We start from the raw sequence: 21,258 nt of genomic DNA on the forward strand, positions 1-21,258 counted from the left end.
AATAGTCAAGAGATCTTGTTTAAGTGACCCAAAGGTTAATCAATAAAACCCGAATTGGGGGACAGACACAAATACTGTCAGCCAAGTTTGCATTGCGAGGCTATTGGAGTGAGATGTCGATGTGCTGCGCCGATCTGCAGGGGTATGAAAAGGTCCCTAGGCTGACTTAAGAGCCGGGCTAGGGACCTTCTACCATCCTTATTTGCGCTTCTTTTTCTCGCGGATATGCACGGAGATCTGGATGGGAGTGCCCTCGAAGCCGAACTCCTCGCGTAGGCAGCGTTCCAGATAGCGGCGATAGCCATGCTCCAGGAAGCCGGTTGCGAAGATCACGAAACGCGGCGGTCTGGTGGAGGCCTGGGTGGCGAAGAGTATCCTCGGCTGCTTGCCGCCCCGCAGAGGATGCGGGTGTGCAGCCTGAACCTTGCCTAGGAAGGAGTTGAGCTTGCCTGTCGGTATGCGCTTGTCCCACGATTCCAGAGCGGTCCGCATGGCCCTGGCCAGCCGGTTGGTGTGCCAGCCGGTCTTCGCAGACAGGTTGACCCGCTCGGCCCAGGTGACCCGGTCGAACTCGGTCTGCCAGAGCCGCTCAAGACGTTGCCGGCCGAAGTCGTCCAGCAGATCCCACTTGTTGAAGACCAGGACGATGGCCCGACCAGCGTCCACGGCCTGGCTCATGACCTTCAAGTCTTGGTCGGCTATGGGCTGGGAGGCGTCGAAGAGGATGAGCGCCAGTTCAGAACGTTCGATGGCCGCCTGCGTGCGCAGGCTGGAGTAGTACTCGGCACCCGAAATCTTGTGCAGGCGGCGCTTGATGCCGGCGGTGTCGATGAAAAGCCAGTCCTCGCCGTCCACCTGTACCACCTCGTCGACCGGATCGCGGGTGGTGCCCGCCACATCGTGAACGACGGCCCGCTCCTCGTGAGCCAGCTGGTTGAGCAAGGAGGACTTGCCCACGTTGGGTCGTCCGACCAGGGCCACCCGGCGCAGACCCTCCGGGGTGAGGAATCCCGAGGTCTTTTCGGCCTTGCTGAGCTGTTCCAGCGCCGCATCCAGCAGGTCGCCTATCCCCCGGCCGTGCATGGCGGAGATGGCATAGGGTTCGCCCAGACCCAGCTTCCAGAATTCGGATGCGGTGTAGTCGGCCATCCGGTCATCCAGCTTGTTGACGGCCAGGACGACCGGCTTGCCCGCGGCCCGCAGCATGGTGACGATCCGTTCGTCGCTGGCGGTCAGCCCCACCTGGCCATCCACGACCAGAATGACGGCATCAGCCAGTGATACGGCTACCTGCGCCTGGGATGCGATGGCGGATTCGATGCCCTCCACATCGCTCTCCCAGCCGCCAGTATCTACCAGCTTGAATTGGGTGCCTGCCCACTCGGCTTCGTAGCTGACACGGTCCCGGGTCACGCCAGGGGTGTCTTCGACCACAGCGGCACGACGGCCAAGAATCCTGTTAACCAGGGTGGACTTGCCCACGTTGGGCCTTCCCACCACAGCCAGAACGCCTACGGCCTTAGGGCCTTGGTCCTGGTCATTCTGGTTTTCAGAGCCGCCCTCCAGCAGGGCACGGTCTTCTTCATCCAGTTCGTAGTCGTCAAGGTTGCGAGCGTACTCGTCATAGGAGTCCTCCTCCATGGCCGAGGAGACCAGATCAATCAGGACCTGCAGGGTTTGTTCGAAGGTCAGATCGGAGTTGTCTACAGTAGTAACCCCGTCGGCGGCGCTCATGAAGGAGGTGACCTTGGAATCCCGGGCATCTCGGGCAGCTAGATCCTCGGCGCCGGCTGATCCGGCCTGAGCCTGGCCGCTGCGACGGGCCTGGCGGACCTCTTCACGGGCTGTCAGCAGCACACGGACCTGGGCGTCCGGGGCCACCACTGTGGTGATGTCTCGCCCTTCGGCCACCACACCCCGCTCCTGGTCGGCCATAATGGCCTGCTGAGCGGCGATGAGGACATGTCGCACAGCTGGAATCGAAGAGACCATGGAGACGTGTTCGGATACCTCGGTTGAGCGTATCTCTTCATCCACATCGCGGTCGTCCAGGCTGACTCTGGGATGTTCGGGGTCGAGCCCCATGACCAGGTGGCCGCCAGTGATGGAATCCGCCACGGCCTCGGTGATCGCCTCCTGGTCAGGCTGGTCCACGTCCAGGTCCAGTCCGCGGTCCATGCACCATAGGGTGACGGCCCGGTACATGGCGCCCGTATCCAGGTAGGCCAGGCCGAAATGCTTGGCCAGAGCCCGCGAGGTGGAGGACTTGCCTACGCCTGCCGGGCCATCGATGGCGACGGTGATCACAGTCCGACCTCCTTATCCAAGGCCTTGATCTCGGTAGCGGAGAGCACCCGGTAGGAGCCCGGGCGGATCTCGCCCAGTCGGATGGGTCCGATCTGGGTGCGCACCAGCCGGGTCACCGGGTAGCCGATGGCACCGAAGATGCGCCGGACTATCCGGTTTTTGCCCGAGTGCAGGACCACCTTGACGATGGTGTGCTCGCGGTTGTGGTCGATGATGGCGCAATGGTCCAAGCGGATTAGTCCGTCGTCCAGCTCAACTCCCTGGGTAACCAGTCGCCGGCAGACGTTGCCGCCAATGTGGCCGCTGAGTGTAGCGATATAGGTCTTCTCCACCTCGTAACGCGGGTGCATGACGTGCTGAGCCAGCTCCCCGTCGTCGGTCATGAGGATCAGGCCCTCGGAGTCATAGTCCAGCCTGCCCATGTGGAAGACCCGCTCGTAGCGGTCCCCGATGATGTCGCGCAAGGTGAACCGGCCCTTGGGATCGTCCATGGTCGAAAGGACCTTGCGGGGTTTGTTCAAGGCCAGGGTGACGTGCTTGTCGTTCAGGTGGATGCGGGATCCATCCACGCGGATCTGCTGGCGGGAGGGGTCCACCCGGCTGCCCAAGGTGGTGACCAGCTCGCCGTCGACCTCGACCCTGCCCTGGGTGATGATCTGTTCGCATTTGCGACGAGAGCCGAATCCGGCCTGGGCCAGCACCTTCTGGAGGCGGATGCCCCCCTCCCGCTGTTCGTGCGCTCTGATCGCCTGTGTGTATGGATGTGGCATCGTTCTCCCAACGTGGCCTGATAGATATGTAACGGATACCGTTCTGAGCGACCGCAGCCGCCGAAAGGTCATATCATACTATATCGGAGCCTAGGGAAGTGTTGTTGGCTTGCCCTAAGCTAGAAACTGTTGTTGTTCATTGTTGTCGAAGGGATTGCAAGGTGGGGAACATGACTATGGAAGCAAGTGCTGAGCCGGTCCTCGAACAGGCCGACGGGCAGGTTGCCGCAAAGCCCGTCCGCAGGCGGATCAGGCCCCGTGATGTTCGTTGGATTCGTGCGGCCGCCGAGCTGGTGGGCACCTTCTTGATCTGCGCGGTCATCTACCTGTCCTACAGCTTCGGCCAGCTGGTCATGGGCCAGCCAAGCGTGGTGCTGCCGGTCCTGGGAACCGCTCTGACCTACCTGGCCGTGACGGCCATGCTGGGCGGCGTCTCCGGTGGACACTTCAACCCTGCCGTCACCGTCGCCGCCATGTTCACCTCGCAAATCGGCATGGTGGACGGTCTAATCTACATCGTCGCCCAGGTGATTGGCGCTATTGGCGCCGGTGCGATCGCCGTCGCCCTTATTCCGGTCAGCAAGTCCGTGCCGGACAGGACCTGGCTCATGTTCTCTGTCAACGGTTTTTCCGGCGGTTCGCCTGCTGCAGCCACCCTGGGCCAGCAACACATCGCCTTCGGGGCGCCCATGGCCATCGTGGCTGAGCTGATCGGATGCATAATCGTGGTGGCTGCGGCCATCACCACCTTGCGCTCCGACGGCCGCGCACGTCGTAACCATGCCCTCTATACTGGGCTGGCCTACGGCGTCGGCGTGCTGGTCACCTACCCCATCACCTGTTCGGGGCTGAACCCGGCTCGGTCTACTGGCATCGCCATCTTCGCCCAGTCCAAGCACATGGCCGTCAGCCCGATCTCGCAGCTCTGGCTCTTCTGGATCTGCCCCCTGCTGGCTGCCTCTCTGGTGGCGTTGGTCATCATCATGACCAACATCATCACCGACAATATGGCCATGCGCGCCATGGGCACCGCTACTGATGCCCAGCCATTTGCACAGGCGGGCGCAGATGCTCAAGCACAAACACAACCTGATGCCTTTGCTGCGACCGGTGTCCAGACTCAGGCGGGCACTGAAGTACAGGTTGATGCCTTTGCTGCCGCGGGTGTCCAGGCTCAGGATCAATCGACCCAGGCATCTCCTGCACCGGTTCAAAACGCTCCTGCAGACACCACGGCTCAGACTGTTGATGTATCGGCTCTTTCCGATGTCGATGCTGGCCATGACGCCAATTCAGGCAAGAATGCTGAGGGTGGCCAGGATGATGTTGCCCCTGCCGATGCAGGAACCATTCCCGATCTTCAGGTAGAGCCCCTTCGCACTGCATCCAAAACAGAAGACGGTGACGAGGCATCCAAAGGCAAGCCCACTGAAAACTGAACCACCGAGGACCGAAAAGCCTGAAAGGGGTCACAGCAACAGCTGAATGCTGAAGTAGGTGACCAGAAGGCCGATGCCCAGGGCGATGCTAATGAAGGCATCGAAGGGTACTGATCGAACCTTCCAAGGGCTGCGATCCTTGAGAGTCAGACGCAGAGCGCCACAAACCAGGGCCGCGACGGACACTAGTCCAGTTGCGGCCCAGGTGTATCCGAGGAAGGCCACGAGCGCGGCAATCAGCACCACCAGAAAGATGATGCCCTCACAGATAGGACGACCCTCCTGAGCCTCCGAGACGAAGGGATGGCCTCGACCAGATGACTTGGACGGCTGCGGGGGCTTGAGATCCGGGTTCTCGGCCTTATCTGCGTCTGCCATGCTCCCCAGTTTGCGCATTCCCGACGACCTCCATTTGTTGCTGCACTTGATCTGCCGGTTCGAGCCTACCAGCGCCGCTGACGCAAAGCGACCGTGCCGCCATCGCTCTTGGACGATGACGACACGGTCGCTGTTTCAACAAGAAGCCGGAGCAGTCGAATCAGTTCTTGTGCTGGAAAATCAGATGCTCGTTGGCGAAGGTGTCGAAGCCCAGGCTGTAGAGCTCGCGGCCGTAGCCAGAGTTCTTGATGCCGCCGAAGGGCAGCTCAGGCATGGTCACCCATCCGCCGTTGATGAAGGTCATGCCGGTCTCGATGCGACGTGCGAGAGCATCCGCATGGTCAGTATCCGAGGAGAAGACCACACCGCCCAGGCCGTAGCTGGAGTCGTTGGCCAGTTCAATGGCCTCATCCTCGTTGGCCACCTTGTAAATGGAGGCCACAGGGCCGAACATCTCCTGGTTGTATACAGGGTTGTTGTGGTCGATGTCCGTCAGAACCGTCGGGGTGAAGAAGGCCCCCGGCGAATCGTAGGGTTTGTTGCCGTAGGCGACCTTGGCTCCACCTGCCACAGCGCTTTCGACCTGCTTGGCCAGGTTGTCGCGGGCGGAGACCATGCACATGGGTGCCAGCGTGGTTTCGGGGTTGCTGGGATCGCCCAGAACCGCGTGCGAGAAAGCGTCGACGATTAGCGAGACGAAGTCGTCGTAACGGTTCTCCGTGACGATGAAGCGCTTGGAGGAGGTGCAGACCTGGCCGGCGTTCATCAGCCTGGCACTTGGGGCCACCTTCTTGAGCAGATCCCAGTCAGCGTCATCCAGGACGATGAAGACGTCGTTGCCGCCCAGCTCCATGGAGGACTTCTTCAGGTTGGCTCCGGCCGACTTGGCCACGGAGGCGCCGCCGCGCTCCGACCCGGTCAGGGCCACGCCAGAGACGCGGGGATCGGCGATGGCACGGTCCACCTGGTCATAGTTGACGAAGAGGTTGGTCAGGCTGCCCTCGGGGGCTCCTGCTTCTCTTACGGTCTGCTCGAAGGCCACAGCCGAGCCTGGCACGTTGGAGGCGTGCTTGAGGATCATGGGGTTGCCCAGAATGAAGTTGGGGGCGAACACGCGCATGATCTGGTAGTAGGGGAAGTTCCAAGGCTCGACCATGAACACGATGCCGGTGGCCTGCTTGACGTAGTAGGCCTTGCCAGCGGGGTTGTCCAGGGGGACGGGAGCCAGCAGCTCCTCGGCGTGGTCGGCGAAGTAGTCGGCGATGTCTGCGCACAACTCCACCTCGGCGCGGGCTTCGCCCACCAGCTTGCCCATGTCCAGGGTCAGGTTGGCAGCCAGGGTGTCCTCGTTCTGGCGGAAGAGTTTGGCGACCTGACGCAGTTGTGTGGGACGGTCTCCGGGGCCTTCTTGCTTGCGCCAGGTCTTGTAGAGGTCATGGCCGCGGGCCAGGGCATTCTCCAGGTCCTCGTCGGTGGCATCTGGATAGGTCTTGACCAGTTGATTGTTAAAAGGATTGACTGTCTGATAGGTCACAATATCTCCTTTGAATTATGAGTACCTAGTCAGCATCATCGCTGCTCAGTTCATTCAGCATAGCACCGTATTGGACCCCGCGGTCAAGGATTTTGTCGTAGGGCGACATTTGACCGCGGGGTCCGGTTTTATCAGTGGAAGAAGTGGCGGGTTCCGGTCAGATACATGGTCAGATCGGCATTCTGGGCGGCCTTGATCACCTCGGGATCACGGATGGATCCTCCCGGCTGTACCACGGCCCTGATGCCGGCCTGGATCAGGTACTCCAGACCATCGGCGAAGGGGAAGAAGGCATCGGAAGCGGCCACCGAGCCCTTGGCCCGGTTACGGCCTTCATCCAGCGTATTGGCCCGCTCGACTGCTAGGTGGCTGGAGTCCACCCTGTTGACTTGGCCCATGCCGATGCCCACAGTCGCTCCTTGGTTGGCCAGGAGCACGGCGTTGGACTTTACGGAGCGGATGGCGCGCCAGGCGAAGGTCAAATCATCCATGGTCGCCTGGTCGGCGGGGTTGCCGGAGACCAGACGCCAGGTGGAGGGATTGTCGCCAGGGGCGTCAATCAGGTCGGGCGTCTGGACTAGTGCTCCCCCGTCGATGGGACGGATGACCGGGCGCTGACGCGGGCGGCGTTGTACAGACAGGATGCGCAGGTTCTTCTTAGTCCGCAGCAGGTCAAGGGCCTCGGGCTCATAGCCTGGTGCAACAATCACCTCGGTGAAGACCGGCTTGATCTGCTGGGCCATGGCCAGGGTGACTGTGCGGTTGGCGGCAATGACCCCGCCATAGGCGCTCATGGGGTCACAGGCGTGGGCGCGGCGGTGGGCCTGGGCGATGTCCTCACCCACGGCAAGACCGCAGGGGTTGGAGTGCTTGACTACGGCCACTGCGGGCAGGTCGGGGAAGTCCCAGACCGAGCGCCAGGCGGAATCCGCATCTACATAATTGTTGTAGCTCATTTCCTTGGCCCCGCCCAGGTGCTCTGCCGCAGCGAAGCCGTCCCGGTCCAACGGATCCAGATAGAGGGCGGCCTGCTGGTGAGGGTTCTCCCCGTAGCGTAGCTGACTTGCTAGACGCCAGGTGCGAGTCAACGTCTGGGTTGGTCTCTGATCCTCTACCTTGTCCTGCTTGTCGTCAACCCATGTGTGTGCTGTCCACTCGGCGATGGCCGCATCATAGGAGGCGGTCAGGGCGAAGGCTTTTGCAGCCAAGCGTGCGCGTTCAGCCAGGCTGAAACCGGTGCCTGAAGCAATGCGCTCGGCGGCCAGAGCATAGTCGTCCGGGTCGGTGATCACAGCCACGCTGGCATGGTTCTTGGCTGCGGCCCGGATCATGGCAGGGCCTCCGATGTCGATGCGCTCCAAGCACTGGTCAGCATTTGCACCATCAAGGACGGTCTGCTCGAAGGGGTAGAGGTTGACCACTACCAGGTCGAAGGGGGCGATGCCCAAGTCTTTGAGCTGCTGGACATGGTCGGGGTTGGTCATGTCGGCCAGCAGACCGGCGTGGATGTGCGGATCCAAGGTTTTGACCCGGCCGTCAAAGCTTTCAGGAAAGCCGGTGACCTTTTCCACCGGGGTGACCTGGACACCCAGATCCTGCAGCTTCTTTGCGGTGCTGCCGGTGGAGATGACCTCGGTGCCTGCCTGGCGGAAGGCCGATGCCAGGGCCTCAAGTCCCTGCTTGTGGTAGACCGAGACCAGTGCTCGGTTGATGGTTCGATTCGTGGTGACCATGGAAACTCCTACTCCTATGCTTGAATGCCGAGGCGCCCCGCCACCCTCGGATCTATTTGCCTGGTCTGCGGGTGGACGAGACCTGTCGTGGTGTGTCTGCTCGGTCGGTTGCTTTGGGCTCCTTTCCCTCCTGACCGCGTGATTGGTTTTGTTTTTCCTTGTTTCCCGCCTTGGCGGAAGTTTTTTTATGGTCTGCCTGGCGCAGATAGTCGATCAGGGCGTCCTTGATGATGACCAGGGCGGCGAGGATGAGGGGCAGCAGCCATACTCCCAGCAGACCAACCCCCAGGGAGGTTCCGATCATGCGTAGCGAGGAGGCAATGGGCACGCCCACCCCAGCCAGTCGCTGGCGGCCCAGAGCCCCGTTGGAGAGTTGGAAAAGCAGAGCAAGACCGAGCAGGGTGACCAGCCAGGTCAGGGCCATTGCCAGGGTTGCGATAAGGAAGCAGACTGCAGTATCTCGGGATTTTAGCCCTGCTTGACGCACGGCGGCATGAATTCTGACCCCCCAAGGACCGGTCAGCAACAGAATGCCGGCAACAACTCCTGCCAGCAGAGGTAGGTTGAGCAGGATCAGACGAACCTCCTGCCGGGAAACGGGCTCTGGGAAAAGTCCAAAGAGGGGCAGCGAGGGCAGACTGGAGGCGTGGCCCGACCAAAGGGTGAAGGTGGCCAGCCTGCCAATGTTGAAACCGTTTCCGAAGAGCCAGGAGACAGCCCAGATGATCAGGTTGGGCAGCCAGGCCAGGGACGCCAGACTTGTCATCACAGCCGAGGCAGTGCCCATACGCGTCAGTTTAAACAGGCGGCCCACATCTCCGTGATAGAGGGCGATCCAGACAACCACGGCGATCATACCGGCAACCAGCATGACTGCCAAGAGTATCGCACCGGCCGTAAGTCCAAGCCGGATGGTCATGCGGACCTGGACTGGCAGAGTTTCTTTGATGAGTTTGGCAAAAGCCTGACGGAAAGGTTCAGAGCGAACCCAAGCCCAGCCGTAACCCAGCAGAAAGACCAGGCTGGTGCGCAGAAGAATAACCGTGGTGGTGTCGACCTGAATGGTCTGGCTACCCTGCATGAGGATGAGGCTGCACAGCATCCAGACAACCAAGCCGGCAATGCAACCACCTACAGACATGCCTATGCGGCCGACCAGAGTACGGATCACCCATATCAGCAGGCCAGTCAGCAGCAGGGGGATGATGGTTAGGGTCAGGGCTCCGGCTGTGAACCCGCAGCCCTGGGTGAGCAGAGTGATCGTTTCTGTCAGGGCCACGGTGGCCATTGACAGGGATGGCCCGCCCTCCTCGATGGAAATGATGAGCAGGAGCAGGGCCATGCATGCACCGAGGGCGACGGTGTAGATAAGTATGGCTAGGAAGGCCTCTAGGGCCCCCCGGAGCCATACTTTCACCCTGTCGGTCATATGATGGCATGCTCCCGTAGCAGATCGCGGGCCAGCCGGGCAGTCTCGCCGGGTGTGGTGCCCACCTTGATGCCGACGGACTCTAGCACTTCCTTCTTGTCAGCGGCTGTGCCCTTGCCGCCCGAGATGATGGCTCCGGCGTGGCCCATCTGTTTGCCCTCCGGGGCGGTAAAGCCAGCGATGTAAGCCACGATGGGCTTGGTCATGTGGGTGGAGGCCCACTGGGCTGCCTCCTGTTCGGCCGAGCCGCCGATTTCGCCAATCATGACACAGGCCTTGGTCTCAGGATCTCGGTTGAAGGCTTGCAGAGCCTCTAGCATGGTGGTTCCCACGATGGGGTCGCCACCAATACCCAGGCAGGCGGTGAAGCCTATAGAGGACAACTCCCCCATGAGCTGATAGGTCAGGGTACCGGATTTGGAAACCAGGCCAAGCGGGCCTCGACCGGCTATGCCCTGCGGGATGATGCCCAGGTCTACACCGACGCCGTTGGGCCGGCCAGACATGGTCATCAGTCCTGGGCAGTTGGGACCGACGATGCGGCAACCGCGTTCCCTGGCCAGGGCCACGCAGTATGCGGTATCGGCCACAGGAATGCCTTCGGTGATTACCACGATTAGGGTAATGCCGGCCTCGATGGCCTCGACTATGGCATCCTTGGCGAATCTGGGCGGGACGAATACCACCGAGGTACGGGCTCCAGTCGCCTTGCACGCTGTTGCACAATCGGCGTATACGGGCACATGATGGGCCTGACCATTCGGACCGTCGAAATCCACCGTCATTCCGGCCTTGCGGGCATTGACTCCGGCCAAGATGTTGGTGCCGGCAGCCATCATGCGGGCCGTGTGAACCATGCCCTGGTGACCGGTCATGCCCTGGACCATAACGGGGGCGCCGTCCTCGATGAAGAGGGTCATCGTCCCGTCTCCTTTCCTGCCTGAGCGGCCAGGGCCACGGCCTGGTCTGCCGCCTCCTCCATGGTGCGGGCCACCTTGAGCCGAGGTTGCTGGGCCTTAGCCAGCAGGTCCAGTCCCTCTGCAGCCTCATTGCCGTCGAAGCGGACCACAATGGGCTGGTCGCCGTTTTGGTCTTGCTTGCCTGCAGCATCCATGGCTGCCAGGATGCCCTGGGCTACCTGCTGGCAAGAGGTGATACCTCCATAAACGTTGACCATGACCGAACGAACCTGGGGGTCGGAGAGGACCACGTCCAAGCTGGTGCGCATGACCTCTGGAGAGGCGCCGCCGCCGATGTCCAAGAAGTTAGCCGGTCCAATAGGAACACCCTGTCGGCGTCCAGACCCGGCGACCGCATCCAAGGAGCTCATGACCAGTCCTGCACCGTTGCCGATGACACCCACCTGGCCGTCAAGATGGACGTAGTGCAGGCCTGCGGCCTTGGCCTTGGCTTCCAAGGGATCCACCTGTGCAGGGTCCGTGAAGCGTTTCCAACCGTCGTGTCGGAAGGCTGCGTTCCCGTCCAGCGAGATCTTGGCATCGAGGGCGTCCAGATGCTTGGTGGCCTCGTCGTCCGGGTCGCCCACCTTGGCCAAGGGGTTGATCTCGACCAGGGTCGCGTCGCTGTCCTGGAAGGTGTGCCACATGCCTAAAAGTATCTGTGTGGCTTGCTCCAGATCTGCGTGGTAGAAGCCGATGCGCTCGGCCATGGTGCGGGCGGCCTGCCTGTCGAAATCCTCCAGTGGTCCAATGTGCAGGCGCCGGACCGATTCGGGGTGCTCACGGGCGATGGTCTCCACCTCGGTGCCGCCGCTGGCCGTGGCCAGGACATCGTAGTCCCGGGAGGTGCGGTCCACTGAGATGGACAGGTAGTACTCGTGCAAGATATTGCGGGCTTCGGTGACCAGGATCCCGCTGACTGGATGGCCGTCGATGTTCATGGGAAGGATGGCCTCGGCCAGTGCCACAGCCTGCTGGTGATTTTCGGCTCGCTTGACTGCTCCAGCTTGTCCCCGGTGACCGATGGTGGCCTGGCCCTTGATCATGCAGGGGTACCCGATAACGTCGGCTGCCTGCCCGGCCTCTTCAGCGGTTGAGGCATAGACAGCCCTTGGCTGGGAAATCCCATGCTCAGCGAGCAGCTGCCTGGCCTGATATTCATACAAATCCATGGTGCTGATCCCCCAATCGTGCTCAGGCGGGCATGTTCATCAGGCAGGTGACTGGGTAGGCGCCCAGAGCCTTGCGGCCATCCAACCCGTTGAGCTCCATGACGAAGCTGAAACCAGCAACCTGACCGCCAGCCTGCTCCACTAGACGTGCAGCTGCCTGGGCGGAACCGCCGGTAGCAATCAGGTCATCAACTATCAGAACTCGCTGGCCTGGTTGCAGGCAACCTTGCTCAATTTCAATGCGGGCGTTGCCATATTCAAGGGCGTATTCCTGGCTGTAGGTCGGCTCGGGGAGCTTGCCGGCCTTGCGCATGGGCAAGAAGCCCTTGCCTAGATCGCTGGCCAGCTGGGGACCAATCAGAAAGCCGCGTGCTTCAAGGCCGGCTACCAGATCGAAGTCCTCTGGCTTCACGGGGAGGGTGCGCTTCATGGCATCGAGGATGATGGCCAATCCCCTGGGATCCGACATGGCCGGAATAAAGTCCCTGAAAAGGATCCCCCTCTTGGGAAAGTCCGGAATGGTACGGATCAATGAGATCAGATAAGCGGCGTCGTCATCGCCCACCTGCTTAAGTTCTCCAACCTTGATATCGTCCGATTGAGCCATGATCTTCTTTCTGCCTTGCTCCTTGGAAGTGGTTGACGGGGCCATCATACGCGCGCCGCGTTTCCGCTCAGAGTCAACCTGACGGAAGGTGTGGCGGGCGTATAATGCTCACGACTTGGCGGAAGTCGAATCCGAAGTCTCGGATTCTTTGGATTCGTCAGAATCCTTGGACGAATCCGATTCGTCCGCGTCGTCGGACTTCTCTGCAGTCTCTGCCTTGTCTGATTTGTTCTCCGGTTCCCGCTCGGTATTCGACTTGGATCCGGCCTCATCCTTGCCCTCTGGGGCTGTAAAGTTCTTTGTGGCAGTATCGTCAGCGGTGCTTTCTTCATCATCGGCCTTGTCATCGTCTTCAGCGGCGGTGACCTCGACTGGGGCATCCGCATCCTCAGACTGGCCCTCAACCTGCTCGGGCAGGGGGTTGCCGTTTTCGTCAACCTCGTCGTCGTGAACGTAGGCGGGGACGATTGGTGGCCTGGTGATGGCCTGGATGCGCCAACGGGACTGCGAACCTTCGGAGTCGATGACTACCTGCTCCTTCTCCAGGTCAACTGAGACGACCTTGCCCAGAAGACCGGTGGTGGTGGCTACCTCGTCACCGGGCTGCAGGGACTGACGGAAGTCCTGGACGGCAGCCTGCTGCTGCTTGCTCTTGCGGGAGCTTCCCCACATCATGGCGATCATCAGGGCGATGATGACGATCATGAAAATCATGGATCCCATGGTTGTTTCCACTCCTTGTTTCGGCGGTTATCAAACGGCGATATGCATTGCTGCGAAAACCCCAGTTTAGAACAGCTTCATGACATCCTCGGGCGGTTTGCGGCCCAGGTGCTCCCAGGCCTTAGAAGTGGCCACACGCCCTTTTGGTGTACGTACCAAGAAGCCCTCGCGCACCAGGTAGGGCTCACAGACCGTTTCGACTGTCTCGGCCTCCTCGCCCACCATAGCGGCCAGGTTGTTCAGGCCCACGGGACCACCGTCGAAACTGTTGACGATGGCCTTTAGGACGGCCAAATCCAGACGGTCCAGCCCCTCGGAATCGATCTGGTAGAGGGCCAGGGCCTGCTTGACATCATCAGGCCCGACCCGGTCAAGATCGTGGACTATGGCCCAGTCACGCACACGGCGCAGGAGGCGGTTGGCGATCCTGGGCGTGCCACGGGAGCGCAGGGCCAGCTGATGGGCGGCGTCATCCTGCAGGACAATGCCTAGCACCTTGGCTGATCGCTCGACCAACTTCTCCAGCTCCTCCTCCGGGTAGAAGTCCAGGTGGGCGGTGAAGCCGAAACGGGCTCGCAGCGGCGAGGGCAGCATGCCCTCACGAGTGGTGGCTCCGATGACCGTGAATCTGGGCAGGGTCAGCGGAATGGAGGAGGCTCCGGGGCCCTTGCCCACCATGACATCCACCCGGAAGTCTTCCATGGCGATGTAGAGTAGCTCTTCGGCGGCCCTAGGCAGACGGTGGATCTCGTCTATGAAGAGCACCTCACCGGCTTCCAGAGAGCTCAGGATGGAGGCCAGGTCGCCGGCATGCTGAACAGCTGGCCCCGAGGTGACACGAATGGGAACCTCCAGCTCATGGGCAACGATCATGGCCAGGGTGGTCTTGCCCAGGCCCGGGGGGCCTGCGAGCAGAATATGATCCGGAGCCACATCCCTCTTTTTGGCAGCCTTCAAAAAGAGGCTCAACTGGGCCTTGAGCCGGGGCTGTCCGATGAACCCGTCCAGGGTTTCCGGACGCAGCTCCTCGTCGCTGACCGGCTCGCCTTCGATGGGCCTGGCCGAGACCATCCGCAGGGATTCCTCTTGCGCATCACCATTCTGGGTATCTATATACCCCGTAGACTTCTGCTTGTCAGCCATGGATCAGCGCCCCCTGTCCAGCCGGGTCAGGGCCTGCTTGAGCACCTTGGGAATGTCGGCAGACTGCAGGGGCAGGGTGTAGCCTCCATCGCGGCATGTCTGCTCAACAGCCTGCTCGGCATCACGTTGTAGCCATCCTAGGGAGATCAGTCCCTCAACCACCTGGTAGGCGCCATCGTCGGTCTGAGCTGGCCCCTGTCTGCCCGTGCCGGCATCCAAATCAAGCTTTCCGGAAAGTTCGAGGATGATCTTCTGAGCACCCTTCTTGCCTAGGCCTGGCGCCCGGGACAGGGCCGCAGCATCGCCGTCAGCCACGGCTTTGGCCAGTTGGTCTGAGTTCAGGGTGGCAAGAATGGACAGGGCCACGCGAGGTCCGATGCCGCTGACTTTCTGCAACTGGGCGAAGAGGGATTTGGAGGTGCGGCTGAGGAATCCGTAAAGGGTCAGCGCGTCCTGGGTCAGGGACAGAGCGGTGTAGACGGTGACCGTGGACTCGGCCCGCATGGAGGCTAGATCTGACTGAGGCATGCGCACCTCGAAACCCACTCCCGAAACATCAATGACCGCCGAGCCCGTTTCGATGGCGGCCACCCGCCCGGTCAGCATTGCCAGCACTTGATCACCCCTCGATAGAATCGAACGTCTGTTCGAATCAGCTTACATGTCTCGCTGGACTCCCCGGTGCTTGCCGTACTTGGCAGAGGCCTGGGCCCACTGACGCTGGGCCTGGGTCAGATGCTCCTCGCGTTCCCCGCCTTGGATGGCCCCGGCAGGCCTTAGGGCATGGCAGATGGCCTGGGCCAGAGCATCTGCGGCATCGGCAGGCTTGGGCAGCTGATTGAGCCCCAGGATGCGGGCCACCATCCGTTGCACCTGGATCTTGTCAGCCTGGCCGTTTCCGGTTACGGCCATCTTGGCCTCGGTGGGTGTGTGCAGGGCCACGGGAATCCCCCGCTGCGCAGCACCCAGCATGGCTAGCCCTGCCGCCTGAGCGGTTCCCAGCACGGTGTTGTGATTGGACTGGGCAAAGACTCGCTCGATTGATACCACGTCGGGACTGAAACGGTCCAAGGCGGCCGTCAGCCCCTGGTAAATGGCCAGCAGACGCAGGTCCTGGCTCTGTTCGGGGTCTGAGCGCACGACGTCCACATGAACAAAGGAAAGCCGGCGCGATGCACCGGCTTCAATGACGCCAACACCGCATCGGGTGAGCCCCGGGTCGACGCCGAGAACGATCATACGGTCACTCGTCGTCCAACTGGGCCATGACCTCGTCGGGCGCAGTCCAGTTGCTGTAGATATCCTGCACGTCGTCCAGATCGTCCAGGTTGTCGATCAGCTTTGAGACCTTGCGGGCGGAGTCCAGGTCCAGGGTGACCTCGCTCTTGGGGTTGAGGACCAAGTCGGCGGAGTCGTAGTCCATACCGGCATCCTGCAGGGCCTTACGGACGGTGACCATATCGCCGGGGGCAGTCAGCACGGTGTAGCTCTCGCCGTTGTCCTGCACATCCTCAGCACCTGCCTCGGCGGCCTTCTCGAAGACTGTATCGTAGTCCAGGCCCTCCGAGGGGACGATGATCTGGCCCTTGCGCTCGAAGTTGAAGCTGACCGACCCGTTTTGGGCCAGGGAGCCGCCGCCCTTGGTCAGGGTGGAACGGACCTCGGCGGCCGCACGGTTGCGGTTGTCGGTCAGGCACTCGATGATTATGCCCACGCCGGCGGGAGCGTAGCCCTCGTAGACGATGCTCTCGTAGTTGGCCGCTCCGGCCTCCTCGCCCGAGCCGCGCTTGACGGCCCTGGTGATGTTGTCTGCGGGCACGGCGGACTTCTTGGCCTTGACGATGGCGTCGTAAAGGGTGGGGTTACCGTCGGGGTCACCGCCGCCGGTGCGGGCAGCGATCTCGATGTTCTTGATCAGCTTGGCGAAGAGCTTGCCACGCTTGGCGTCGATGGCTGCTTTCTTGTGCTTGGTGGTCGCCCACTTCGAATGCCCTGACATATGTCTCCTGACGGTACGAATGCGTAAACGAATGGAATTCTAGTTCCGCTCTTTGACAATTTTACGGGTTTTCAGGCCCCTCCGTGGGGGCTTCATCGTAAAGAGAACCAACCTTCCGGCCTACCAGTCTGCCCAGCAAACCACGGCGATGATCAGGCCGAGCTGCCAGGGCCCGGGCATAGACGTCCAGAATCTGGTCGGTGACCCGCTCCCAGTCGTAGTCGCTGGCCCGACCCATTCCGCACGAAGCCAAACCCAGACGTGTGGGTCGGTCGTCCAGCAGTTCAAGGACCACCCGGGCGCAGTCCTGGGGGTCTCCGGTGGCGAACAGACGCGCGCTGTGGCCGTTCTGTGAGACATCCTTGAATGCTGGCAGGTCCGAGGCCACCACCGGGCAGCCTGCCGCCATGGCCTCGACCAGCACGATGCCGAAGCTTTCTCCCCCTGTCTGCGGGGCTACATACATATTCAGGCTGTGGTAGAAGGAGGCTTTGTCCTCGTCACTGATCCGACCCAGGAAGGTGAAGTGCTGGGCCAGTCCGGGATCAACAGCCTCAAGTACTTTCCTGGCATCCGCCTGGCCGTCACCTGCACAAAGGAAGCGGACTCCGGGCACACGCTGAAGAATCGCAGGTGCGGCCTGGGCCAAGATTCTGAACCCCTTGCGCTCTTCCTTCATCCTTCCCAGGAAGCCGATAGTGGGCTGCCGGTCGCTCCCCTGCCATTCTGGACGCGGCCTGGCATTGCGCAGAGCTCTCGTTTCGATGCCGTTGGGAATGATCTGGCTGGGGATGCCCGGCTCCAGCAGATTCCGGGCGTTCTGCATGGCTGAGGGGCTGACGAAGATAGCTTGGCTGATATTGGCCAGGTATCGGCGCAGGTAGCGCCTGGTCAGCCTCAGGGCCAGCGGGGTCGAATCGAAGGCCGCATGGAAGGTGGCCACATAGGGGCAGGGAATGAAACCGGGCCGCAGGGGCTTGTGGCTCAGGGAGGGCACCTCGGGCTCATGCAGATGCAGAATGTCGAAGTGGCCCTGCCTGACCCACTGTCTGGTCTTGTGGCCGGCTACACCAAAGTAGCTCAGGTTGGCCACGGATCCGTTGTAGGGAATGGAGAAAGAGGAGCCGGTGGTCTGTACCCAGAGGGGCATGTCCTTGGTGCGCCGGCCCGGCGCCAGAACCTGCACCTGGTGGCCGCGGTCCATAAGATGCCTGGCGAAGTCGCGGATGTGCAGTTGGACGCCTCCTGGGGTCTCGAAGGAGTAGGGCGAGATGATCCCCACCCGCAGAGGCGCCTTGATGGCGGCACGTTCCGGCTCCTGCTCAGGCCTTTGCTCGGGTGCCTTCATGCCTGTTACCTCCCTTGTTTTTGGATGCATGGGCCAGGATGAAATCCGGCAGGTCGTGCATCCGGGAAAGATCCAGATCCTCAAGGAAAATCGGTTGGAGCATGTGCCAGTCCTCGGGATGCTCGCGAATACCCTGGGCCCACTGGTCCACCCAGGCCTGGGTCAGATCGTTGATGGCCTGCTCCCGGGGCATGTCCAGGTAGGATTCGATGGCGATGGGCCCGTCCACCTGGCAGACATAGCCGTAGGGGGCCTTGGCCTGTCGGCGACGCTCCCCCGTCAGCTTTTCCCTGTGCATGTTCACGGTATAGAGGGGCAGACGGGCATCCAGTGCGATGACGGCAGGACCTGCGGCCACGCGAATCCAGGAGTCGAAGGCCTTGACGAAGACGCCTCGGCGGCTCAGGTCGCGGTCGGCCAGCAGGGGCACCACCTGGTCAGGCTTACGCAGCAGGGTTGTCAGACGACCGGTGATGTCTGGCTCGCCGGTCAGCAGGATGTTCATGCCCAGGCGGCGACGGATGTCTGCAAAGGTGTTGAGCATGCCTTGGTCCCGCAGCCGTTCTGCCACCGTGGTGACCTGCCCGACCGTGGAGCAGGCCCAGAACCCCGCGTAGTCCCAGTTGCCCTGGTGGCCCATGCCGATGGGCAGGGAGCGCAGGCCGATATCTGTCTTGGCCGGATCCGGGTAGGCGCTTCCGCCACCGTGTATACGTGCCAACAGCTGCTCCTTGGTGCGGGCCCCCACGGTCAGGGCCTCGACGAAGTAGACGAAGTAGGAGCGCATGCCCTGACGCGAGGTGCGACGCAGACTGGGATGGTCGACCTCCGGCATGACATGGCCCAGGTTGCGCTCCAGCTGCCTGACGCCGCCTATCCGAAACAACCAGCAGAAGTCGGCTGCTGCCAGGAAGAGGCCGCGCAGCAACCTCTCGGGCACCAGACGCGCATGCTGCGCCAGAAAGATGAGCAGTCGGTCCGGCATGGGCTCACTCGTGGTTGGGGTTGGCAGGCTGCGGGTTGCGGCTCATATCCTTGGCGACGTGGCTGATCCGCTGCCAGACGGTGACGATGCCCAGCAGGGCCAGCAGGACCAGGAAGCAGCTGAGCACGGCCAAGGGCAGTCCGGCCCCCGTCAGCGCCATGCCCACCAGGATGATGACCAGCCGGTCCGATCTGGTGGCGATGCCGTTCTTGGCTTCGAAGCCCTCCGCCTCTGCCCGTGCCCGGGCGTAGGAGGTCACGAAGGACGTCATGATAGCGAAGAGCGCAGCAGCCATGCCGACCTGGGCCCAGAAGTCGGGGCCTGGGTGGTTGCCATCAGCCACCCAGGCCAGTTCGTGGCGGCGCAAGTAGATGATGACACCGGTCAGGACGGCCCAGTCGGCTATCCGGTCAAGGGTGGAGTCCAGAAAGCCTCCGAATTGAGTGCCCCCGCCGGTCAGCGCGGCCACGGAACCATCCAGGGAGTCGAAGGCCACCAGGATTGCCAGGACGATGGCACCGGGCAGGAGCCAGCCGGTGAGCCCGGTCAAGATGGCGACCAGTGTGGTGCCTACGGCTCCGATGATCGTGACACCGTTGGCGCTCACGCCCAGACGAACCAGGCCGCGGGCGATGGGGGCGATGATGCGTTTCCAAGGGCGCCGTAGATGCTCGAACATTGGTCAGTCCTGACTGCAGGAGGTGTTCGCTCGGAAGTCGTCTGCCGAGTTGATCTGTGCGCGGACCTTGATGGCCTCGTTGATCCAGGCGCGGGCCTGCTCCACGGGCACTCCGTTGAGCTGGCTGCCGTCGCGGAAGCGGAAGGAGACCGCGTTCTTGGAGACATCCTCCTCGCCGGCAATCAGGATGAAGGGGGCCTTGGACTTGGCTGCGTTGCGGATCTTCTTGCCGAAGCGATCGTCGGAGCGGTCGATCTCGCAGCGGACCATGTCGTCGCGCAGCTGGTCCAGCAGGTGCTCCAGGTGGGGAGCGAACTCGTCGGCCACGGGCACGGCCTGCACCTGGACCGGGGCCAGCCAGGCCGGGAAGGCACCGGCGTAGTGCTCAAGCAAGATGGCGAAGAAGCGCTCGATGGAACCGAAGAGTGCCCGGTGAATCATGACCGGCCGCTGGTGGGAACCGTCGGCGGCGATATATTCCAGCTGGAAGCGCTCGGGCAGGTTGAAGTCCAGTTGGATGGTGGAGACCTGCCAGGTGCGCCCAATGGCATCGCGTGCCTGAACGGAGATCTTGGGGCCGTAGAAGGCGGCGCCTTCGGGGTCGTCAACCAGTTCCAACCCTGAGTCCTTGGCAACCTCGGCCAAGGTGTTGGTAGCCTCCTCCCAGACCTCGTCGGAGCCGACGAACTTGTTGGGATCCTTGGTGGACAGCTCCAGGTAGAAGTCGTTGAGGCCGAAGTCCTTGAGCACCTTGAGCACGAACTGGAGCAGGTTGGTTAGCTCGCCCCTCATCTGGTCCCGGGTGCAGTAGATGTGGGAGTCATCCTGGGTCAGGCCACGCACACGGGTCAGGCCGTGGACCTCGCCGGACTTCTCGTAGCGGTAGACGGTGCCGAATTCGAACAGCCGCAGGGGCAGTTCCTTGTAGGAGCGCTGGCGGGACTTGAAGATCAGGTTGTGCATGGGGCAGTTCATGGGCTTCAGGTAGTAGTCGAAGCCCTGGCGGGTGACCTTGCCGTCGGCATCCTTCTCTTCGTCAAGGTGCATGGGTGGGTACATGCCGTCCTTGTACCATTGCAGATGGCCCGATATCTCGTAGAGGTGGCCCTTGGTGATGTGCGGGGTCTGTACGAAGGAGTAACCGTTGCGCCTGTGCATCTCACGGGAGTAGTCCTCCATGGCGTTGATGACGGCCGCGCCCTTGGGGTGGAAGACGGGCAGTCCGGGCCCGATCTCGTCAGGGAAGGAGAAGAGGTCCATCTCGGCGCCAAGCTTGCGGTGGTCGCGGCGGGCGGCCTCCTCCAGACGGGCGGTGTAGGCCTTCATGTCGTCCTTGTTGGCCCAGGCAGTGCCGTAGATGCGCTGGAGCATGGGGTTCTTCTCGTCCCCGCGCCAGTATGCGGCTGCCGTGCGCATGAGCTTGAAGCAGCGGATGTAGCGGGTGTTGGGCAGGTGGGGGCCCCGGCAGAGGTCCTTCCAGACCGTGTTGCCTTCGCGATCCAGGTTGTCGTACATGGTCAGCTCGCCGCTGGTGGCAACCTCAGTGGCCTCCTCGCTGTTGATCTCGGCCTCCTTGGCACCTATCAGCTCCAACTTGTAGGGCTGGTCGGCCTCCTCCTTGCGAGCCTCCTCCTCGGTGACTACGCGACGTCGGAAGCTCTGGGAGGACTTGATGATCCGCTTCATCCGCTGTTCGATCTGCTTGAGGTCGTCGGGGGTGAAGGGTTTGTCCACGTCGAAGTCGTAATAGAAGCCATCCTTGATGGCCGGGCCGATGCCCAGCTTGGCGTCCGGGCGAATTTCCTGGACGGCCTGAGCCATGACGTGGGTGGCCGAGTGCCGCATGATGGCCAGTCCCTGGTCGCTCTCCAAGGTGATGGGCTCGACCTTGTCGCCCTCGTGCAGGGGTGTGTAGAGGTCACGTGGCTGCCCGTTGAGGTTGACGGCGATGATGTCCTTGTCGTCAGCAAAAAGCTGGACGCCAGTCTGATCCGCCGCCACCTCCTTCCGTTCGCCCTTGATAATGATGGAGATGCTCGACTGTGTCATGAAT

Annotated in this window: 18 protein-coding genes and 1 pseudogene; 1 reads left to right on the forward strand and 18 read right to left on the reverse strand. The window is 61.9% G+C overall.

Going from position 1 to position 21,258, the window contains the following annotated elements; genetic code table 11:
• Nucleotides 1-198: 198 nt before the first annotated feature.
• Complete coding sequence (der, locus tag CI603_RS05680; protein WP_121913378.1) at nucleotides 199-2,307, reverse strand: bifunctional cytidylate kinase/GTPase Der; 2,109 nt, start codon at nucleotides 2,305-2,307, stop codon at nucleotides 199-201.
• Nucleotides 2,304-3,077: a pseudouridine synthase gene (locus tag CI603_RS05685; protein ID WP_121913379.1), complete on the reverse strand. Its 774-nt coding sequence runs from the start codon at nucleotides 3,075-3,077 to the stop codon at nucleotides 2,304-2,306. The genes der and CI603_RS05685 overlap by 4 nt, the downstream gene beginning before the upstream one ends.
• Before the next feature lie 170 nt (nucleotides 3,078-3,247).
• Here CI603_RS05685 and CI603_RS05690 point away from each other — a divergent pair, with 170 nt between their 5' ends.
• Nucleotides 3,248-4,516, forward strand: a complete 1,269-nt coding sequence (locus tag CI603_RS05690) for an aquaporin (protein ID WP_121913380.1) — start codon at nucleotides 3,248-3,250, stop codon at nucleotides 4,514-4,516.
• A gap of 30 nt (nucleotides 4,517-4,546) precedes the next feature.
• On the opposite strand, the gene CI603_RS05695 is transcribed toward CI603_RS05690, so the two are convergent.
• The 16 genes and pseudogenes from CI603_RS05695 to thrS form a co-directional block, all read right to left on the reverse strand.
• Entirely contained in the window at nucleotides 4,547-4,894 is a 348-nt protein-coding gene (locus CI603_RS05695; protein ID WP_046323764.1) for a hypothetical protein, read from the reverse strand.
• A gap of 160 nt (nucleotides 4,895-5,054) precedes the next feature.
• Nucleotides 5,055-6,428: an NAD-dependent succinate-semialdehyde dehydrogenase gene (locus CI603_RS05700; protein WP_121913381.1), complete on the reverse strand. Its 1,374-nt coding sequence runs from the start codon at nucleotides 6,426-6,428 to the stop codon at nucleotides 5,055-5,057.
• A 131-nt stretch (nucleotides 6,429-6,559) separates the two neighbouring features.
• Nucleotides 6,560-8,161 (reverse strand): bifunctional phosphoribosylaminoimidazolecarboxamide formyltransferase/IMP cyclohydrolase, encoded by a 1,602-nt coding sequence (gene purH / locus CI603_RS05705; RefSeq protein ID WP_121913382.1) that lies wholly within the window; start codon nucleotides 8,159-8,161, stop codon nucleotides 6,560-6,562.
• Between the two features lie 52 nt (nucleotides 8,162-8,213).
• Complete coding sequence (locus tag CI603_RS05710; RefSeq protein ID WP_121913383.1) at nucleotides 8,214-9,590, reverse strand: DUF6350 family protein; 1,377 nt, start codon at nucleotides 9,588-9,590, stop codon at nucleotides 8,214-8,216.
• Nucleotides 9,587-10,510, reverse strand: a complete 924-nt coding sequence (sucD, locus tag CI603_RS05715; protein WP_121913384.1) for a succinate--CoA ligase subunit alpha — start codon at nucleotides 10,508-10,510, stop codon at nucleotides 9,587-9,589. The genes CI603_RS05710 and sucD overlap by 4 nt, the downstream gene beginning before the upstream one ends.
• Nucleotides 10,507-11,721 (reverse strand): ADP-forming succinate--CoA ligase subunit beta, encoded by a 1,215-nt coding sequence (sucC, locus tag CI603_RS05720; RefSeq protein WP_121913385.1) that lies wholly within the window; start codon nucleotides 11,719-11,721, stop codon nucleotides 10,507-10,509. The genes sucD and sucC overlap by 4 nt, the downstream gene beginning before the upstream one ends.
• A gap of 22 nt (nucleotides 11,722-11,743) precedes the next feature.
• Nucleotides 11,744-12,328: an adenine phosphoribosyltransferase gene (locus CI603_RS05725; protein ID WP_121913386.1), complete on the reverse strand. Its 585-nt coding sequence runs from the start codon at nucleotides 12,326-12,328 to the stop codon at nucleotides 11,744-11,746.
• Between the two features lie 300 nt (nucleotides 12,329-12,628).
• Nucleotides 12,629-13,051 (reverse strand): annotated as a pseudogene (yajC, locus tag CI603_RS09215) (preprotein translocase subunit YajC); the annotation flags it as partial.
• Between the two features lie 66 nt (nucleotides 13,052-13,117).
• Nucleotides 13,118-14,194 carry a Holliday junction branch migration DNA helicase RuvB gene (gene ruvB / locus CI603_RS05735; protein WP_121913388.1) on the reverse strand — a complete coding sequence of 359 codons (1,077 nt, stop codon included), beginning with the start codon at nucleotides 14,192-14,194 and terminating at the stop codon, nucleotides 13,118-13,120.
• 3 nt (nucleotides 14,195-14,197) lie between these two features.
• The gene (gene ruvA / locus CI603_RS05740) at nucleotides 14,198-14,809 is read right to left on the reverse strand and encodes a Holliday junction branch migration protein RuvA (RefSeq protein ID WP_121913389.1); all 612 of its coding nucleotides are present in this window, start codon (nucleotides 14,807-14,809) and stop codon (nucleotides 14,198-14,200) included.
• Between the two features lie 42 nt (nucleotides 14,810-14,851).
• Nucleotides 14,852-15,433, reverse strand: coding sequence for a crossover junction endodeoxyribonuclease RuvC (gene ruvC / locus CI603_RS05745; RefSeq protein ID WP_045924420.1), 582 nt, complete (start codon nucleotides 15,431-15,433; stop codon nucleotides 14,852-14,854).
• A 4-nt stretch (nucleotides 15,434-15,437) separates the two neighbouring features.
• The gene (locus CI603_RS05750) at nucleotides 15,438-16,193 is read right to left on the reverse strand and encodes a YebC/PmpR family DNA-binding transcriptional regulator (protein ID WP_121913390.1); all 756 of its coding nucleotides are present in this window, start codon (nucleotides 16,191-16,193) and stop codon (nucleotides 15,438-15,440) included.
• Nucleotides 16,194-16,254: 61 nt separating this feature from the next.
• Complete coding sequence (locus tag CI603_RS05755; RefSeq protein ID WP_121913391.1) at nucleotides 16,255-17,541, reverse strand: glycosyltransferase family 4 protein; 1,287 nt, start codon at nucleotides 17,539-17,541, stop codon at nucleotides 16,255-16,257.
• A complete protein-coding gene (locus tag CI603_RS05760; RefSeq protein ID WP_121913392.1) occupies nucleotides 17,516-18,526 on the reverse strand; it encodes a phosphatidylinositol mannoside acyltransferase in 1,011 nt (336 codons plus the stop codon). Before CI603_RS05760 ends, CI603_RS05755 begins: the two co-directional genes overlap by 26 nt.
• A 4-nt stretch (nucleotides 18,527-18,530) precedes the next feature.
• Nucleotides 18,531-19,205 (reverse strand): phosphatidylinositol phosphate synthase, encoded by a 675-nt coding sequence (gene pgsA, locus CI603_RS05765; protein WP_121913393.1) that lies wholly within the window; start codon nucleotides 19,203-19,205, stop codon nucleotides 18,531-18,533.
• 3 nt (nucleotides 19,206-19,208) lie between these two features.
• Entirely contained in the window at nucleotides 19,209-21,254 is a 2,046-nt protein-coding gene (thrS, locus tag CI603_RS05770; protein WP_121913394.1) for a threonine--tRNA ligase, read from the reverse strand.
• Nucleotides 21,255-21,258: the final 4 nt, after the last annotated feature.

The sequence above is a fragment of the Bifidobacterium sp. wkB338 genome (assembly GCF_003688325.1).
In the GTDB taxonomy this organism is placed as follows: Bacteria; Actinomycetota; Actinomycetes; order Actinomycetales; family Bifidobacteriaceae; genus Bombiscardovia; species Bombiscardovia polysaccharolytica.

What these genes read in the sequence shown, in the direction of transcription:
- CI603_RS05685 (WP_121913379.1), bottom strand. Translation starts at nt 3,077, where the DNA reads ATGCCACATCCATACACACAGGCGATCAGAGCGCACGAACAGCGGGAG.
- CI603_RS05690 (WP_121913380.1), top strand. Translation starts at nt 3,248, where the DNA reads ATGACTATGGAAGCAAGTGCTGAGCCGGTCCTCGAACAGGCCGACGGG.
- CI603_RS05695 (WP_046323764.1), bottom strand. Translation starts at nt 4,894, where the DNA reads ATGGCAGACGCAGATAAGGCCGAGAACCCGGATCTCAAGCCCCCGCAG.
- purH (WP_121913382.1), bottom strand. Translation starts at nt 8,161, where the DNA reads ATGGTCACCACGAATCGAACCATCAACCGAGCACTGGTCTCGGTCTAC.
- CI603_RS05710 (WP_121913383.1), bottom strand. Translation starts at nt 9,590, where the DNA reads ATGACCGACAGGGTGAAAGTATGGCTCCGGGGGGCCCTAGAGGCCTTC.
- sucD (WP_121913384.1), bottom strand. Translation starts at nt 10,510, where the DNA reads ATGACCCTCTTCATCGAGGACGGCGCCCCCGTTATGGTCCAGGGCATG.
- sucC (WP_121913385.1), bottom strand. Translation starts at nt 11,721, where the DNA reads ATGGATTTGTATGAATATCAGGCCAGGCAGCTGCTCGCTGAGCATGGG.
- CI603_RS05725 (WP_121913386.1), bottom strand. Translation starts at nt 12,328, where the DNA reads ATGGCTCAATCGGACGATATCAAGGTTGGAGAACTTAAGCAGGTGGGC.
- ruvB (WP_121913388.1), bottom strand. Translation starts at nt 14,194, where the DNA reads ATGGCTGACAAGCAGAAGTCTACGGGGTATATAGATACCCAGAATGGT.
- ruvC (WP_045924420.1), bottom strand. Translation starts at nt 15,433, where the DNA reads ATGATCGTTCTCGGCGTCGACCCGGGGCTCACCCGATGCGGTGTTGGC.
- CI603_RS05750 (WP_121913390.1), bottom strand. Translation starts at nt 16,193, where the DNA reads ATGTCAGGGCATTCGAAGTGGGCGACCACCAAGCACAAGAAAGCAGCC.
- CI603_RS05755 (WP_121913391.1), bottom strand. Translation starts at nt 17,541, where the DNA reads ATGAAGGCACCCGAGCAAAGGCCTGAGCAGGAGCCGGAACGTGCCGCC.
- CI603_RS05760 (WP_121913392.1), bottom strand. Translation starts at nt 18,526, where the DNA reads ATGCCGGACCGACTGCTCATCTTTCTGGCGCAGCATGCGCGTCTGGTG.
- pgsA (WP_121913393.1), bottom strand. Translation starts at nt 19,205, where the DNA reads ATGTTCGAGCATCTACGGCGCCCTTGGAAACGCATCATCGCCCCCATC.
- thrS (WP_121913394.1), bottom strand. Translation starts at nt 21,254, where the DNA reads ATGACACAGTCGAGCATCTCCATCATTATCAAGGGCGAACGGAAGGAG.